The following is a 17,329-nucleotide window of genomic DNA, read 5'->3' as shown; positions in this document are numbered from 1 at the left end:
GACGGATCGATCAGGCGGTGTAACCCAGGCGCGCGGCGACCGGGCCGAGCACGGCGAAGGCGTCGTCGAACACGCCGGCGAAGCGCTGCCAGTGACCCGACGGCAAGCGGCCCGGACCGAACGAGGTCAGCGGCGGCACCGGCACTTCGATCTGCATCGACTCGGCCAGCGCCTGCGCGACGCCGGCGGGGTCGTTCTCGATGCCGTCCAGGCGGACGAGGCGATGCGGGAACAGATCCTGCTCATGCAGGTCGGCGATCTGCGACAGCACGCCGGCCAGCCACGATGCCGCGGCGAGCGGCGATTCGAAGCGCAGCGGCAGCGCGCCACCGAAGGCGAGCCAGTCCATCAGCATGTCGCGTGGATCGCGCAACGCCACCATCAGCATCGCTTCGGGCATATACGGGCGCAGCGCGAGCAGCAACGCGTTGTCCCAGTGCAGCAGCCAGTCGAACACGTTGCGATCGGCGATGCCGCGCGCCGGCAATCCCGCGCGCCACTGGCTCGCGAGGTACGCGCCGTCGATCTGCTTCGCGACCAGCGCGTGCGCGGTGTCGAAGCGCTGGAACGGGTCGTTCGGCGGTTGCGGCCCGAAGCGATCGGTGAGCATCGGCGCGCCACCGAGCTCGAAGGTGCGAACGAGGCGCTCGACCATCGCACCGGGCGCGCCCCACATCAGCAGTACGCCGGGCGCGTTGTCCGGCAGCGGCGCGAGCTCGGGCCACGGGCCGACGAAGCCGGTCGCCGAGGGCAGCGGCAGGCGTTCGTCGACGATCTCCTGCTGCAGGGCCAACCACGTCGACGCCGCATCGGCCGGGCGACCGGCGCGATCCAGCGCGAAACCCAGCAGCTGACGCAGGCCGCGCGCGACCTGCGGATCACTGACGCGTTCGATCAGGCTGCGCAGCCGCGTGACCGCCTGCTCGGGGTCACGCGTCATCAAGCCGTCGAGCAGGCGCATCTCGGCCTGCGTATGCCCCGGCTCGAGGTCGGCGACGCGCTGCGCGGCGGCTTCGGCAAGCTCGCTTTCGCCGCGCAGGTCGTGCAGCGACATGCGCGCGAGCAGCGCCGGCACGTCATCCGGCATGGCCGCGAGCCAGCGATCGATCACGGCGCGCGCTTCGTCGCTGCCGAACGCTTCGGCGCCGAGGCGTGCGAGCCACAGGTCGTGTTCCTGCGCATGCGTGGCGAGCGCGGCGTCGAGCGTATTGCGCGCGTCGTCGCGATCCTCGCGCAGCTGCCAGGCGGTGAGCAGTGCCGACAGCGTGCGGCGATCGCCCGGCATGCGCGCGAGCGCGTGCTTGAGGCGGGGCAGCGCACTGTCGAGGCGATCGGCTTCGATTTCGAGTTCCCCGACGAGGCGATGAAGCGCCGGCGACATGGTGTCGTCGTCGAGCAGCGGTTGCAGCTCCTCCGCGGCTTCGCCCGGGCGTCCCTGCTGACGCACGATGTCGGCGATCAGCGCGCGCAGCGCGACGTTGTCGGGCGTCGACTGCAGCACGCCGCGGAACGCCTGTTCGGCGAACGCGAGGTGGCCCTTGGCGAGGTAGGCGAAACCCAGCGAGTTGCGCAGCATCGGCTCGTCCGGCGCCATCTGCGACGCGCGCGACAGCACGTCCAAGGCCTCGTCGGCGCGACCGCGACGCAGCGCGACGACGCCTTCCACCGCGGCGACGTAGGGATGCTCCGGCGCGATGCGCGCCGCGGTGCGCACGAGGCGTTCGGCTTCGTCCAGATCGCCGCGGCCGACCGCGAGCTGCGCCTGGATGATGTAGGCCGGGAACTGGTTGGGATCGAGTCCGACGCTCTTGGCGAGCGCGGTTTCGGCGCCGCTGAGATCGCGCGACTGCAGCAGCAGGCCGGCGCGCTCGAGGTGGAGGTCCGCGTTCTCCGGCTCCAGCTGCAGCGAACGATCGAGCGTCGCCATCGCGGCGGCGTTGTCGCCCGCCAGGCGCTGCGCCGCCGCGAGCAGGCGCAATGTGCGCAGGTCGTCCGGCTGCTGGTCGGCGAGCGTCTGCGCGGCGGCGAGGGCTTCGCCGGCGGCGCCGCGGCGGAGCGCGTCGATCACGGTGTCGTACATGGAAATTCCCGGGGAAATGCGAAAGGCGACCCGGGATTGTAGCGGGGGCTACGCGCCGGCCGGACGGTCCAGCACGTCGGCCACCCAGGCTTCGGCGAAGCCATCCAGGCGCGCATTGCGCAGGAACCCGCAATGGCCGCCGTGCGGGGTGATGGTCAGGCGCGTTCCTGGGGCCAGCACCAGATGCTCGAAGTCCTCGACCGGGATCACCGGATCGTCGGCGGCGGTCAGAATTTCGGCAGGGACCTGGAGCGCGGCGAGGCGCTCGCCCGCCAGCGTGTAGCCGTCGAAGTAGTTTTCCAGCGTGCCGAAATCGGTGTGGCGTTCGACCAGCCACTGCGTCAGCGGACGCAGGCGCTGCGCGAGCGTGCGGTCGTCGAGGTGCAGCAGGTGGGGAAACAGCGCGCGCTTGCGCACCAGCGAGGCGCGCCACTTGCGCTCGAAGTAGCGCCGATACAGGCCGACGCCGCGATCCATCGCGTGCATCGTGTGCGCCGGATCTAGCACCGGACACACGGCGGCGACGCGCTCCAGCCGCAGTCCCGCGTCGGGCGCGCGCAATGCGAGGCGCAAGGTGAAGTTGCCGCCGAGCGAGTAGCCGGCGGCGAGCATGCGCGGCGCCGGAAAGCGTCGCGCGACTTCCACCGCGGCGCGCACGACTTCGTCGATGCAGTTGGAGTGGAAGATCTGTTCGTTGAGGTGATGGCTGTCGCCGTGGTCGCGGAAATTCAGGCGGAACGTCGACCACCCGCGGCCGAGCAGCTCGGCCGCGGTGAGGCGCATGTAGCTGGAATCGACGCTGCCTTCCCAGCCGTGCAGCAGCAGCGCGAGGCCTTTCGATGCGCCGTTCGCCGGCTCGTCGTGCAGGCCGGACAGGCGCACGCCGTCGCCGGCGTCGATGATGTGCGGCGTGGTGCGCGCCGCACGCGCGGCCAGTCGTTTTTCACCCAGTCGACCTCGCAGCAGGCTGGTGCCGACGACGGTCTGGAGGTGGGCGTCGCGCAGCCACCACGGCGGCGCAAAATCGGCGGCCTGCATCGCGGCTCAGCCGCCCATCGCCGCCAGGATGCGCGTGCGGGACAGTTCGGCGATGCGGCGTCGACCGTCCTCCGTGCCCGCCGGAATCGGCTCGAGGAAATGCACGTTCGCGGTGCGCGTGGGTTCGCCGAGCAGGCGGAAGAAATTCGCGGCGAAGCTCTCGCGCTTGCCGAAGGCGACGACCTGCTGCGCGTCGCCGTTCTCGCCGTAGATCAGCGCGACCGGCTGCACCGGCACGCCGGCTTCCACCGCCGCGGTGAAGATGCGCGCGTGGAACGGTCCGAGTTCGCTGCCGCCCCGCGTGCCGCCTTCCGGAAACACGCCGACCGAGTCGCCGCGCTGGAGGCGTCGCACCATTTCGCCGAGCACGCCGCCCAGCGATTCGGTGCTGCCGCGACGGTGATAGATCGTCTGCCCGCGCGACGCGAGCCAGCCCACGACCGGCCACCGCGAGATCTCGTCCTTGGCGACGAAGCCCATCATCCGCTGGCTGTGCAGCATGGAGATGTCGACCCAGCCGACGTGGTTGGCGACGAACATCGTCGCGCCCTTCAGCGGGGTGCCGCTGCGCCGCAGGCGGAAACCGAAAATGCGCATCAGCCCGGCCGACCAGGCACGGATCACGCGGTGCTGGAACGGCTCGTCGCCCCAGCGCCAGCGGCGGGTAAGCGGCGTCAGCAGCAGCAGGGTCAGCGGCAGGTGGACCAGCGCATGCCATAGCAGCGCGGGCACACGGATCAGGTAGCGCGGCGCGCGCAGGACGGCGCCCGGCACGGCGGCGCCTGCGGGGGACGAGGGCGCGATCATCGGTGGAACGATACCGGACGCACGCCCGCCGGGGGAACGCGAATGGCGGTCAAACCGGCGCGCGCGGCACCACCGCGAGGGTCAGGCGGGAGATGCACACCAGCTTGCCGCGCGCGTCCTCGATGCGGATTTCCCAGACATGCGTGCTCGCGCCGACGTGCAGCGGCCGTGCGGTGCCGGTGACCACGCCATCGCGCACGCCGCGCACGTGGTTGGCGTTGATCTCGATGCCGACGCAGATGCGATCCGCCGGCACGCACAGGTTGCCGGCGGTCGAGCCCAGCGTTTCGGCGAGCAGCACCGACGCGCCACCGTGGAGCAGGCCGTAAGGCTGCCGTGTGCGTTCGTCCACCGGCATGGTGCCGCGCAGGAAGTCGGGGCCGAGCTCGGTGAAGCGGATGCCCAGCGGAATCATCGCCGTCCCGTCGGACAGCGCGTTGAGGTCGTCGAGCGTGGAGGTGCCGCGGAAGGGGGAATCGGTCATCGCGCCACGATAGCGCGGGGCGTCGCGGGGCTCAGCGGCCGGCGACGAGATCCAGCGTTGCGACGCGGCCGTCGGCGTGGCGCACGGTCATGCGCAGATGATCGCCAGGCTCGACCGACTTGAGCTTTTCGGCCAGCGGCTTGGCCGGCGCGCCCTTGATGGCGACGCCGTCGATATCGATCACCGCGTCACCGGCACGCAGGCCGGCATTGGCCGCGGGCGACGCCGCGATCACGCGGGTGACCTGGACGCGCTCGAGGCTCGGCGTCAGGAAGAACCCCGCCGTTTCCACCTCGACGGCAAAGCCGAGGTGGCCCTTCGCGGCGCTCGCGGGAGTCACGGCCAGGGCACAGGCGAGGCCGGCGGCGGTGGCGGCGCGAAGGGCGGTCGGTCGGAACATGGAACGGTCAGGACGTCAGCGGGCGGATCAGGCGACGCGGAAGCGCGGGCCGGCCCAGTCGGTGGTGTAGCGACGGTTGCTGGCGTAGCCGCTGCTCTTGCCGTAGCCGGTGCCGAAGTCACGTTCCAACGGGTTCTGGCGGGCGGGGGCGGCGAACTGGACGATGCGGGCGACTTCGACCGGGGTCGGGTTCGGGGTGTGGGTGGTGGCGTTCATGGCGGTGTCCCTGGTGAGTTGGTGAATCGGTGTGTTGGTAGAGTACAACACCTAAACGATTGGACATGGGCCAGAAGTCACCCCACCGACGGACTAGACCGGTCGAGCCCGCTCAAACCGCGGTTTTCCGGTAAGTGGCCGGGCACCCCACGGTGCTCGACGGGTCGCGGACACGGCACTGCAGTACCGCTAGGCAGACCACGTCGCGTGCCCAGGCTTACCGCGCGCGCATGGCACGCATCGACGTCGCGTACGTCGACGTGCACGGCACCTTGCATCGCCACGTCATCGCGCTCGCCGATCATCGCGACCGATTTCCCAATCACGACTTCCGCATGACGGATGCCCCTCTCGTGCGCGCGATGCCGCACGCGCTCGACCGCACCGAAGACGTCGACGATGAAGGCGATGAAGCCGATCGGCGCCACGGCGTCGCGGACGATCAGGTACGGCGCGACGGCGGATGCCCTGCGCGACGACGCGACATGCCGAGTCCCGCGTCGTCAGCGATTCAGAGAATCGGTGCCAGCCCCGCGCCGAACGCGGTGAAGATGCGCGTCATCACGCTCTTGAAGCCGATCGCGACTTCGGGGAAATCGCCCACCGGTTCGTAGCAGTCGCGGAATTTCGGATCGTCGGGATACAGCGGATGCGTGCACTGCAGCGACGGCTTGAATTCGTAGCTGGTGCCGTAGCGGCGCGGCCACAGGTCGAAGATCGGCAATTGCTCGGATGCCTTCGTCACCGAATAGTCGACGCCCGACAGCACCGGCGCCTTGTCGCGCGGCGCGATCACCCACGAATTCGCCGGCGAGATGTCGCGGCTGATGCTCGCGGCGAGTTCGCGCGCGAAGGCGGGGTCGCGGATCACCACCATCGACTCGGTGTTGTAGTGATCGCCGCGTGGATCGAAGTTGTGCGTGCCGACGATGCCGACGCTTTCGTCGATCACCACCGACTTCGCGTGCAGGCCCATGCGCACGCCGGCGCGCTCCAGCGGCACCGGCGCATTGCTGCGCGGGCTGCCGTAGGCGAGCGCGGCGAACTCCGTTTCGAGCGGACGCGGCTTCGCGCGCCGCGCGTTCTGGCGCGCGAGCTCGCAGTCGACCACGCTGTTGCGATTGCATTCGATGCGCTGCGACTTCGTGGGCGGCGTTGAAGGCGACGGGGCCGCTGGCGTGATGGTCGACGACGGCGACCTCGGCGCACCCGAGGCCACTGCGGTCGCGCCCGAGAGCGGTTGCACGCTGTGTTCGCCGGTCGTGCTCGAGGTGGACGCTACGCCGGCGGCCGCGGTCGGCGCGACGGCGCTCGACGCGACGACATCCACCGGCACCGCGCCCGTCGTCGCGACATCGATCGGCACGTCCTGCGGGAACGGTTTCATCTCGTAGATGTTGAAACCGTACTCGCGCAGGTAGCGGCGCTTGTATTTGTAGGAAAGCGCGTAGGCGATGAACGCGTCGGTCGCGGCCAGGCTGTTGGTCGAGATGATCACGCGCGGCGCGTCGGGCCGCTGGTGCAGCGTGCGGAACATCTCGCGCGCGGGCTCCGACAGCACGAGATACGGCGTCTGCAGCATCACGCGATCCTTGGCGCCGAGGATCAGGTCGCGCAGGGTGGTCGTCGCCGGCGACGTCGCGCCTTCGGCGGTGACCTTCCCCGGCGGATCGGCGACGTATTCGACGTCGGTGACGGGCAGCACGTGCTGCATGAGGCGCGAGCTGACGAAGGCGGGATCGTCGACCAGCGCCTTCGCCGCAGTAAGCCGTTCGGGATGTTCGACGCCCTGTGGCAGCGCGGGAACGCCGTCCTTCATCAGCAGATGCCCGACGTCGGCGAGATGCTCGATCGGTACGGCGCGGTGATCGCCCCAGTAGCCTTCGAAGCTGTCGTGCATCTGACGCGCGGCCGGGCCGGCGATGAGCACGTCGCGATCGCGGAAGTTGTACGCGCTGCTCCAGTCGTAATAGTCGTCCTGGTAGTTGCGCCCGCCGGTGATGCCGATCGCGCCATCGACCAGCAGCAGCTTGGTGTGCATGCGCCGGTTGAGGTCGTGCCAGCAGCACGCCGCGGCGAGCGCGTATTGCGGATAGTTGATGCGCGCGCGGCTGAGCACCGGGTTGTAGACGCGCGCTTCGAGGTTGGCATGCGCCCCCGCGAGCGCGGCCAGCGTCTCCACGCGCTTCAGCGCGGAGAGCTGGTCCATCAGGATGCGCACGCGCACGCCGCGTTTCGCCGCCTTGATCAGTTCGTCGAGCACGAATCGCGCGGAGTCGTCCTCGTCGAAGATGTAGGTCTGCAGGTCGATGCTGGTCGTCGCCGTGCGGATCAGGTCGATGCGTGCGAGCAACGCGTCGCTACCGCGGTCGAGCAACAGCGTGTAGTGGCGCGGCTTGTCGGGCGTCGACTCGGCGAACGCGCGACCGGCGAGTTCGTGCAGCGGCGACGGCCGCGCGCAGGCGTCGGGGCGGTCGCAGTCGATCGCGGCGGGACGCGCGGCTTCCACCACGGCATCGACCTTGCGCATCTCGCGCGACGACAGCCCGGCGCAGCCTGCCAGCGCGGCCGCAAGCAGCACCGCCATGGCCAGGCGCATCAGGAGGGAGGTGTCAGTCGACGAACAGGACATTCAGCTGGAACCGGACGCGGTCGGCCAGCGCCCAGCGCCAACCGTCGAGACCGTAATCATCGCGACTCACGCGTCCGGAGGCGAGGATGGGACAGTCGTACCCCGGCCGCGTGCAGGTCGCGGCGGCCAGTTCGAAACGTTCGCGGTGTTCGACGCCATGCATGCGCAGCACGCCCTCCATCACCCCGCCGACGTGCGCGAACGTCGCCGGGTACGGGTCGGACGTGAACTCGATGGCCGGATAGCGCTCGACGTCGAACAGCGCCGGCCCACGCGCCAGCCGCGTGTAGTAGTCGGAGCTGCCGATGCGCAGGCCACGTGCGTCCAGGCGCATGTGCACCTGGCGACGGCCGTCGGCCAGCGTGTCGACGCGGCCTTCGGCCAGCGGAAACTGCCCACGCACCTGCGAACCGATGCGCGTATGCAGATCGAAATCGATGCGCGAGCGCGCCGTGTCGAGCGCCTGCGCGAAGCCCGGACCGCAGGCGAGGCCGAGCAGCGCGGATAGGAGGATGCGCGGCGTCACGGCCACCAGAACTGGGTGAGCTCGGCGACGCCGGGTTCGAGCGCGGCGTCGGCCGGCATCGAGAGCACGGCGATGCCGGCGGGCGGCATGCCGCGGTAGTCGCCCGACTGCCCACTCGCCATCAGCGCGACGAGCTGTTCGAGGCCCGGGTTGTGGCCGACCAGCATGACGTTGCGCTTGTCGCGGTAGCGGTCGGCGATCTCGATCAGCTGGCCGGGCGTGGCCTCGTAGATCTCCGGTTCGATGCGCTGGTCGATGTAGCCGGTCACGCGCATCACGTCCTCGAGCGTCTCCCGCGTGCGCACGGTCGGCGAGAGCAGCACGCAGTCGGGCGCGCCACCGTGCTCGACCAGCCAGCGCCCGACCGCCTCGGCCTCGGCATGCCCGACGGCCGACAGGGGACGGTCGGCATCGGTCTGCCCGGACTGCAGGGCTTCGGCGTGGGCGTGTCGCAGCAGGATCAGATGGCGCATGGTCGACGGGCTCCGGTCGGGGATCAGCTTGGGGCTTCGCGGTCGCCGCGAAGTGAACGCTTGCCATCGAGGCTACACCGCGCGGCGCGTCGGCGGCGTATCGCGCACGACCCGTATCATTCGCGCTCCGCCGGCGCGGGACGCCCGGCTCCGATGTGTCCGCAATGAGTGAACTGCACGACCTCGTCGCGTTGATCCGCGCGAACACCCCGCTGATCGTCATCGAGACCCGCGACGAGGCGCGCGTCGTCGAGCTGTTCCGGCAGGCGCTGATGCACGTCTGGCGCGAGCTGTACCGGTGGTCGATCACCGAAGGCCTGCGCCGGCTCGATTTCGACCGCGAGGATCCGCCGCACATCGCGCCGGACGCGAGCAGCACGTTCCAGGCCATGCGCGATGCCGAGCAGCGCGGCATCTACGTGCTGTTCGACATGCATCCCTACCTGGGCTACGCCGGTAGCCAGCGCATGCTGCGCGACCTGGTGCAGCGTCGCGACTGCCAGCCGCACGTGATCGTGCTGGTCGGACAGAACGTGGAGCTGCCGCCCGATATCGAATCGCTGGCGGTGCGCTACCGCCCGCAGATGCCGGACGCGAACGCGCGACTGAAGATCGTGCGCGAGGAAGCCGACGCCTATGCGCGCGAGAACGGCGGGCGCCGCGTGCAGGTCGACGCCGAGGCGGCGCAGCAGATTGTCCGCAACCTGCGCGGACTGGATCCGGTCGACGTGCGCCGCATCGCGCGCCACCTGATCTTCCGCGACGGCGCGCTCAACGCCGACGACCTGCCCGAGCTCGCCAAGCTCAAGTTCGAACTGCTCAACCGCAGCGGCCACCTGCACTACGAATACGACGCCGCGCAGATGGACGACGTTGCCGGCGCGCGCAGCCTCAAGCGCTGGGTCGGCCAGCGCAAGAACGTGTTCCTCGCCGCCGAACCGCCGCCGGGGCTGGATCCGCCCAAGGGCGTGCTGCTGCTCGGCGTGCAGGGCTGCGGCAAGTCGATGCTGGCCAAGGCCGTCGCCGCGGGTTTCGCGGTGCCGCTGGTGCGCCTGGACTTCGGCACGCTCTACGACAAGTTCCACGGCGAGACGGAAAAGAACCTGCGCCAGGCGCTGGAGTCCGTCGAACAGCTCGAGCCCTGCGTGCTGTGGATCGACGAGATCGAGAAGGGCCTGTCGACCGACGAAGGCAACGGCGATGGTGGGGTCTCGCGCCGCGTGCTCGGTTTCCTGCTGACGTGGATGGCCGAGCGCAAGTCGCGGGTGTTCCTCGTCGCCACCGCGAACCAGATCGACGCGCTGCCGCCCGAACTCCTGCGCAAGGGGCGCTTCGACGAGATCTTTTTCGTCGACCTGCCCACCACGGAGATGCGCGAGCAGCTTTTTCGCGTGCACCTGAAGAAGCGCGGACTCGATGCCGCGGCATTCGACATCGCTGCGCTGGCGAATGCGAGCGACGGCTTCTCCGGCGCGGAGATCGAGCAGGCAATCGTGTCGGGCCTCTACGCCGCACATGCCGCGGGCGTGCCGCTGTCGGACTTCACGTTGCGTGGCGAGCTGCGCAGCACGCGCCCGCTGTCGGTGGTGATGGGTGAGCGCGTGGCCGCGCTGCGGGAGTGGGCGCAGGGCCGCACGGTGCCGGCGGACTGACCGCACCCCGAATGCGACGAGCCCGGCGCGGGGCCGGGCTCGTCGTTCACTGCGGTTGGAACCGATGACTCAGTACGGGCGGCCCGCACCGCATGCGTTCGCGCGATCGTCGGTCGGATCGCACGGGCGACGGTCGTCGACGATCTCGAGCGGAGCAGCGTCGCGCTCCGACGAGGCGTTGGTCTCGTCGAGATAACGCACCACCTCGCCCACGCTCGCGGTGAGCGCCGCGCCATCACTCGGGTCCAGCGCCAGAGGCACGATGGTCAGCGTGGAGCCGACGAACGTGAGCTGGTAGTTCGCCGACGCGTTGAGCGTGCCCTGCCCGATCGCGTACTGGCCCGTCGTTTCACCCGGTGCGCGCACGAGGCTGCCCGACAGCGTGTCTCCGGCCACCAGCGCGCCCTGCGTGACGCCGTAGGTCAGCGCCGGATCCGGTGTGGCCTGGAGCTTGTTCAGCGGGTTCGCGGTGACCGTGATGGCACGACGCAGGATGTCCGCGACGGTCGAACCCGGCACCACGATCGTGTAGTTGCCCGCGTCCGCACCGGTCAGCGCCACGCCGCCGACGGCGACGGTCTTGCCCGTGCCGGCATTCGCGTCACTGAAGGTGTACGTGCCCGTGGCGCCGACGGTGTCGCCGGCCACCACACCGTTCAACGCGATCGAACCGGTGCCCGTGCGCGTGCCGTCGTAGGTCTTGTTGCTGACGGTCGCGGTGCCGGTGATCGACTTGCGCAGGATGTCGCCGAGCGCGGAGGCCGACACGCCGATCGTGTAGTTGCCCGCGTCGACACCGTTCAGCGTGACGCCGCTGACGGTGACGAGCTTGCCGGTGCCGGCGTTCTTGTCGGCATAGGCGAACGTGCCCGTCGCGCCCACCGTGTCACCGGCGACCACACCATTCAACGCGATCGAGCCGGTGCCGGCGGTGTTGCCGTCGTACGTCTTGGTCGCGACCGTCGGCGTGCCGGTGAGCGCCTTCTGCAGGATCGTGCCGGTGGCGGTCGTCGGCACGGTGAGCGTGTAGTTGCCCGCGTCGGTCCCGGTGAGCGCGGTACCGGACACGTTGACCGTCTTGCCCGTGCCCGCGTTCTTGTCCGCGAACGCGAACGTGCCGGTCGCGCCCACGTTGTCGCCGGCCACCGTGCCGGCCAGACCGAACGTACCGGTCGCGGCCGTGGTGCCGTCGTAGATCTTCGTGGTGACCGTCACCGTGCCCGTGATCGCCTTGCGCAGGATGTCGCCGAGCGCCGAGGCCGGCACGTTGACGACGTAGTTGCCGGCATCCGCGCCGTTCAGCGTGACGCCGCTGACGGTGACGTTCTTGCCCGTGCCCGCGTTCTTGTCGGCGAAGGTGAACGTCGCCGAGACCCCGAGGTCGTCGCCTGCGACGACGCCAGTGATCGCGATCGTGCCGCTGCCATTGGTCGTGCCGTCGTAGGTCTTCGTCGCGACCGTGGCGGTGCCGTTGATGGCCTTCTGCAGGATGTCGCCGAGCACGCTGGCGGGCACCGTAAGCGTGTAGTTGCCCGCATCCGCACCGTTGAGCGTGGTGCCCGAGACGGTAACGGTCTTGCCGGTGCCCGCGTTCTTGTCGGCGTACGTGAACGTGCCGGTCGCGCCGACACTGTCGCCCGCGACGACGCCAGTGAGACCGATCGTGCCGCTGCCGGCGGTCGTGCCGTCGTATGTCTTCGTGGTGACGACCGGCGTGCCCGTCAGCGCCTTCTGCAGGATGTCACCGAGCGTGGAGGCGGGGAGAGTGACCGTGTAGTTGCCCGCGTCCGCACCCGACAGCGTGGCGCCGGACACGGTGACCGTCTTGCCCGTGCCCGCGTTCTTGTCGCTGAAGGTGAAGGTGGCCGAACCGTTCACGGCGTCGCCGCCCAGCACGCCGCCGAGCGTGACCGTGCCGCTGCCGTTCGCGTTGCCGTCGTAGGTCTTGGTGGCGACGGTGACCGTCCCCGCGATCGCCTTCTGCAGGATGTCGCCGAGCAGCGACGACGGCACCGTGAGCGTGTAGTTGCCCGCGTCCGCGCCGCTGAGGGTGACGCCCGACAGCGTGACGGTCTTGCCGGTGCCCGCGTTCTTGTCGACGAAGGTGAACGTGCCGCCCGCAGCGACGTCGTCGCCGCCGATGGCGCCCGACAGCGTGATCGTGCCGCTGCCGTTGGTGGTGCCGTCGTAGGTCTTGGTGGTGACCGTACCGGTGCCGGTGATCGCCTTCTGCAGGATGTCGCCGATCGTCGATGCGGGCAGCGTCAGCGTGTAGTTGCCGGCGTCGGTGCCGTTGAGCGTGGCGCCGCTGATGTTCACCGTCTTGCCGACGCCCGCGTTCTTGTCGAGGAAGGTGAAGGTGCCGGTCGCACCGACGGTGTCGCCGGCGACGAGGCCGGAGAGCGCGATCGTGCCGCTGCCGTTGGTGGTGCCGTCATAGGTCTTGGTGGTGGCGGTCGGCGTGCCGGTCAGCGCCTTCGGATCGACCGTCACCCGGCCCGCGTTGTTGAACGCGAAGGTGTAGCCGTTGGTGCTCACCAGCGAGCCGTTCGCAATCGTGATCGCGTACGGGCCGCCCGCGACAGGAGCGCGCGTCGCGAAACCGCCGGACGCGACCGTCGGCGCACCGGTGAACACGTTCGCCGCGGTGTCGCCGAGGTACGCGCCCGCCACGCCCGGGCGGAAGCCGGTGACCGTGTAGAAGCTGCCGGCCGAACCGGTGAGGTCGGTGCCGTAGGTCTTGGTCGTGTCGGTGGTGGTGAAGGTCAGCGTCGGCGCGAAGGCGAAGACGTAGCGGTTGCCGGCCACCGACGACGGCGTCAGCGTGTTGATCGTCTTGCCCCAGATGGCCGTCTGCCCGCTGTCGAGGTTGTCGTACGACGGGAACGGCGACGGGGACTGCTGGTAGATCACCCAGTGCCCGCTCGCGACGACGGCGTCGCTGCCCGACTGGTTGTAGAAGTTGTTGGACGACAGGGCAACATCGCGTCCGATGATCTGGCCGCCTGCATCGATCTGCGCGTTGTCGCCGACCACCTCGATGCGCACGTCCCCGCTGCCTGCATTGACGACGTTGTCGACCGTCAGGCTGTTGAGATCGCGCAGCACCAGACCGTTCGAGGAGAACGGGCCGATCGAGTTGATGTGGTTGTTGCCGCTGAGCGTCGCGGCGCCGCCGACGGTGCCCGAGAGGCGGATGGTGTCGAGCGCACCGGTGACGGTGAACGCACTGCCCGCGTTGGCCTGCAGCGCGCCGGTGTACGCGTTGCCCAGCGTGATCGCACCCGCGCCGGCGTTGAGGAAGGCCGAACGGAAGACGCCGCCGTTGTAATCGCCGACGGTGAGGTCGCCGATCTGGATGCCGTTCGCCGTGACCTGCAGCGTCGAATTGGGCGAATTCACCGACGCCGCGGTGAACGACCCGCCGGTCAAATTGAATACGAACGGATTGACCGCGCCGAGCGTGACCGCGTCGAGGTCGATCGCACCGGTGGTGCGCACGCTGCCGCCGTCGAACTGCGCTGCACCGTTCACGGTGAGCGACGACAGCCGGGTCGTCGCGCCGACGTTGCCGGTGATAGTGGTGCCGTTCGCGCTGCTGACCGTCAGGTTCGATGGCGAGCCGCTGCCGTCGACGGTTCCGTCGAGCAGCACGGCGCCACCGCCCGACTGCATCGACGTGTCGCCGTTGAGCACGACGTTGCCGGTGAGCGTGATGTCGCCGGTGGCGAGCACATTGCCGGCGACGCCGATCTGCGGGCCCGCGAAGGACAGCGAACCCGCGCTGTTCGAGGAGTTGCCGAGCGTCCACGCGGTGGTGGAGTTCGCGCTGACATCGCCGCTGATCGAATTCGTGAACTGAGCGCTCGCCCAGGCGTTACTGCCGCCGAGCGTGATGCCGCCGCGTGCCGTGGCCTGCAGCGTGCCGGCCACGAGGGCACCGCCTGACTGGTTGATGCTGCTACTGGAGTCGAGGATGACCGTATGGCCGCTGCTGCCGAGGTCACCGCTCAGATCGATCGAACCGCCACCGATGGTGGTCAGCCGAACGACGCCGTTGTCGGACGACAGCGGCGCGCCGAAGCTGAGGATGCCCAACGAGCCGCCATTCGTCGTGGTGATGTTGAGGTCACCCGGTGCGTGGACAAACGCACCCGCGATGCTCAGCCCGCCCGCGGTGTCCGTGATCGACATGGAGCCCGTCGGGCTCAGGAAGACCGGGTTGAAAGCACCGCCGGTAAAGTCTTTCGCCGTCACCGCATAGTTGCCGCCCACCGTCGGGCCATCGCCGGTGTCGAGCATTTCGCCCGCAGTGATGGACAGGTCGCCCGGCGTGGTGATCCCGCGCTGCGCCGTGAAGTTTGCGTCGCGCGATACCAACTCCACGCTGCCCGCGTTGAAGACGATGTCGCTCGCACCGCCGGGGTTGGCCAGAAGCACGTTGCCCTGGGTATTGGTCATGCCCGCGGCGATCAGCAGGTTGCGGGTGCCGGTGAACGCCGCGCCGGTGCGAACGGTCAGCGCATTCGATTGGCTGCTGCCAACGCCGAGGTCGAGCGTGGTGATCGCTGCGAGGTTCGCGTCGAACGTCACCGTCATGCCGCCGGAGCCGATCAGGGCGTTCGTGCCGGGCGAAACGAGCGTGCCGCTCGAGTCGACGAAATTGCCTTGCACGAAGATGCCGCCGGTATTCGCCGTCAGCTGCGCGCCGGGCGCGATCGAGACACCGGTGCTGCCGGAACCCGCGAACGCGAATGCGGAATTGCCGTCGAGGATATCGACGTCGGCGAGGTTCGCCGTGGACAACAGCAGGCCGCCCACGTTGAAGCGCCCGGTGCTGCCCACCACGATGCCGTTGCTGTTCAGCAGCCACACGTTGCCCGACGACTGCACGAGGCCGTCGATCGTGCTGAAGGTCGCGCCGGTGACGCGGTTGACCAGGATGAAGTTGCCCGGCCCGTTGGCCTGGAACGTGTAGCCGTTGCCGACGTTGAACGCGTTCCAGTTGATGATCGCGCGCGGCGCGGTGACCGTCGCCGTCATCGTGTTGCCGACGGTGTTGACGCTGGCGTTGGTCGTCGCGCCGATTCCGGTGGGCAAGGACTGGGCAGCGGCCTGCGCCGGCCACAGCACCTGCGCCATTGCCGCGAACAGAACGCCGACGGTGAGCCCGCGATGGGTATTCGAAGAAGTCATGGTCGTCGTCCTCAGCGGATCGAGAAGGTGTGGTTGAACGTGAACAGCAGGCGCGCGTCGCGCTTGTCGTCGCCCGGGAACGTCCCGGTCTGCGGCACCGCCCAGGTCAGCGCGAGCTGGCCGTAACGCGTGTAGGCCCGTGCGCCGAGGCCGATCGAACGCAGCGTGGCGTCATAACTGGCGACGTCGCGGTTCCACAGGTGCGCGATGTCGACGAACGCGAACACGCTGCTCGACAGTGCGTCGCGCCGGAAATCCCAACCTGCTTCGAACTGGCCGGCGACGGCGCTGTCGCCGGACGCCGCGCCGGGGTCGAAGCCGCGGCCGACCGTGTAGTTGCCGGCCTGGAATTCCTCGTACGCCGGCAGCGGCGCGTTGGACCACTGCGCGGCACCGTTGAAGGCGAGGAACGGCGTGCTCGCCGACGCCGCGCGCGCCGACCAGCGCGCGCCCAGCCCGAGTCGCGCCGATACGAAGTCGGGCTGCGCCTCCGCGCGCGAAAGCAGGTCATCGCCGGCTTCGCTCGCACCCCAGATGCCGAGGCCCTTGCGCAACTCCAGGGTGCCGGTCGCTGCAAGGCCCGAAGTGGGGCGCTGCCAGCGCGCGTTGGTTTCGAACGACAGCACCCGCAGCTTCTCGTCGAACAGCGGGATCGTGCCCAGGCCGACGCTGCGGAACAGGCCGAGGTCGTTGGTCTGGTTGATCGCGTCGATGCGAAGCGCGCTGTCGACCGACAATGCGCGCGTGCGCACCGCCGCGTAGCGCGCGCCGAGGCGCGCCACGCTCGAATGACCTTCGAGTTCGAGCGCTTCCAATCCACCACCCGGACGCGAGCGCCCGTAGGCGAAGTCGCCGAACAGCGTCCAACCGGACGCGCCGACGCGCACCTCTTCGAGCCACTGCGCGACCTTCTGCTCGCCGCCCAGGCTCGACGACAGCACCAGACTGCTGCGATCGCCGAAGCGCGTGAAACTGTTGCCGTCGACGCGAAGCGACACGTTCTCGCGTCCGAGTTCTTCCGAGCCCAGGTTGTGCGCGCCGATGCCGATGTCGACGACGCGGCGCGGCGCGGCGGTGGCGACGACCTCGAGGCCGTCGGTGCTGCCGTCAGCGGTGCGACGCAGCGCGAAGCGCATGTCAGCGCCCGGAATTTCGCGGGTGAGCAGGAACGCGCGCTCGACGTCGGACCAGTGCGTCGCCGCACCGTTGTCGATCGCGCCGAGATAGGCGCGCGCGAGTGCGGCCGACGGGCCCATCGCCTCGGCGTTCTCGACGACGACGTTGCGCACGCGGCCTTCGGTCACGCGCAGCGTCAGCACGCCCGCGGTGATGTTCTGCTCGGGAATGTCGACTGCGGCGAGCGCCTCGCCCTGCCGCGCGTAGACCGCAGCGACACGATCGCGCGCGGTGCACAGCACCGCGGCGTCGGCCGGATGGCCCAGCAGGTCGACGACGGCGGCGTCGATCATGTCGCGCGCGACCAGCGTCGCGCCCGTCACGTCGATGCGCGTGAGCGTGACCTCGCCCTTGCCGGCGAACGGGCAGGCGCCGGCGACGCTGAGCGTCGAGGGATCGATGAGCGCCGGCGGGACCGCTGGCGTGCGACGCGCCGGATCGACGTCCTGCGCGGTCTGCCCCGGCAGACGGATCGGCGCGACCTGCGCGAATGCCGGTGCGACCAGCACCAAACCCAGAGCCACGGCAATGCCGCGCGCCAACGGCCGGACGGCCGTGTTCGCTTCCAACTTCATCGATTTCCCCCTGTTGAGCCCGGGCGGTAGCCGCGGGCGGCGCGATGTTCCGTGAAATATCCGAGCGTGTACAG

13 protein-coding genes are annotated in these 17,329 nt (G+C 69.6%); 1 reads left to right on the top strand and 12 read right to left on the bottom strand.

Going from position 1 to position 17,329, the window contains the following annotated elements:
* Positions 1-10 precede the first annotated feature (10 nt).
* From DWG18_RS14155 to DWG18_RS14110, 10 genes are all read right to left on the bottom strand, one after another.
* Complete coding sequence (locus DWG18_RS14155) at positions 11-2,080, bottom strand: tetratricopeptide repeat protein (RefSeq protein WP_115647784.1); 2,070 nt, start codon at positions 2,078-2,080, stop codon at positions 11-13.
* A 48-nt stretch (positions 2,081-2,128) separates the two neighbouring features.
* Positions 2,129-3,118, bottom strand: a complete 990-nt coding sequence (locus DWG18_RS14150) for an alpha/beta fold hydrolase (protein WP_115647783.1) — start codon at positions 3,116-3,118, stop codon at positions 2,129-2,131.
* 6 nt (positions 3,119-3,124) lie between these two features.
* Positions 3,125-3,925 (bottom strand): lysophospholipid acyltransferase family protein, encoded by an 801-nt coding sequence (locus DWG18_RS14145; RefSeq protein ID WP_115647782.1) that lies wholly within the window; start codon positions 3,923-3,925, stop codon positions 3,125-3,127.
* A gap of 49 nt (positions 3,926-3,974) precedes the next feature.
* The gene (locus DWG18_RS14140) at positions 3,975-4,409 is read right to left on the bottom strand and encodes a hotdog fold thioesterase (protein WP_115647781.1); all 435 of its coding nucleotides are present in this window, start codon (positions 4,407-4,409) and stop codon (positions 3,975-3,977) included.
* A gap of 31 nt (positions 4,410-4,440) precedes the next feature.
* Positions 4,441-4,809 carry a PDZ domain-containing protein gene (locus DWG18_RS14135; RefSeq protein WP_115647780.1) on the bottom strand — a complete coding sequence of 123 codons (369 nt, stop codon included), beginning with the start codon at positions 4,807-4,809 and terminating at the stop codon, positions 4,441-4,443.
* 27 nt (positions 4,810-4,836) lie between these two features.
* Complete coding sequence (locus DWG18_RS14130) at positions 4,837-5,025, bottom strand: hypothetical protein (protein ID WP_115647779.1); 189 nt, start codon at positions 5,023-5,025, stop codon at positions 4,837-4,839.
* Between the two features lie 77 nt (positions 5,026-5,102).
* Positions 5,103-5,453, bottom strand: coding sequence for a hypothetical protein (locus tag DWG18_RS14125; RefSeq protein WP_115647778.1), 351 nt, complete (start codon positions 5,451-5,453; stop codon positions 5,103-5,105).
* A gap of 83 nt (positions 5,454-5,536) precedes the next feature.
* A complete protein-coding gene (locus tag DWG18_RS14120) occupies positions 5,537-7,624 on the bottom strand; it encodes a phospholipase D family protein (RefSeq protein ID WP_240318542.1) in 2,088 nt (695 codons plus the stop codon).
* Between the two features lie 13 nt (positions 7,625-7,637).
* Positions 7,638-8,183 carry a YceI family protein gene (locus tag DWG18_RS14115; RefSeq protein WP_162823869.1) on the bottom strand — a complete coding sequence of 182 codons (546 nt, stop codon included), beginning with the start codon at positions 8,181-8,183 and terminating at the stop codon, positions 7,638-7,640.
* Positions 8,180-8,656 (bottom strand): histidine phosphatase family protein, encoded by a 477-nt coding sequence (locus DWG18_RS14110; RefSeq protein ID WP_115647777.1) that lies wholly within the window; start codon positions 8,654-8,656, stop codon positions 8,180-8,182. The genes DWG18_RS14115 and DWG18_RS14110 overlap by 4 nt, the downstream gene beginning before the upstream one ends.
* 164 nt (positions 8,657-8,820) lie before the next feature.
* On the opposite strand from DWG18_RS14110, the gene DWG18_RS14105 reads away from it, so the two are divergent.
* Positions 8,821-10,308, top strand: coding sequence for an AAA family ATPase (locus tag DWG18_RS14105; protein ID WP_115647776.1), 1,488 nt, complete (start codon positions 8,821-8,823; stop codon positions 10,306-10,308).
* 69 nt (positions 10,309-10,377) lie between these two features.
* Here DWG18_RS14105 and DWG18_RS14100 read toward each other — a convergent pair whose 3' ends face one another.
* Positions 10,378-15,504 (bottom strand): YDG domain-containing protein, encoded by a 5,127-nt coding sequence (locus DWG18_RS14100; protein ID WP_115647775.1) that lies wholly within the window; start codon positions 15,502-15,504, stop codon positions 10,378-10,380.
* A gap of 11 nt (positions 15,505-15,515) precedes the next feature.
* Positions 15,516-17,255: a ShlB/FhaC/HecB family hemolysin secretion/activation protein gene (locus DWG18_RS14095; RefSeq protein ID WP_115647774.1), complete on the bottom strand. Its 1,740-nt coding sequence runs from the start codon at positions 17,253-17,255 to the stop codon at positions 15,516-15,518.
* Positions 17,256-17,329 lie beyond the last annotated feature (74 nt).

It is taken from the genome of Lysobacter sp. TY2-98, assembly GCF_003367355.1.
In the GTDB taxonomy this organism is placed as follows: domain Bacteria; phylum Pseudomonadota; class Gammaproteobacteria; order Xanthomonadales; family Xanthomonadaceae; genus Cognatilysobacter.
This window is presented reverse-complemented; position numbering and strand designations above follow the sequence as displayed.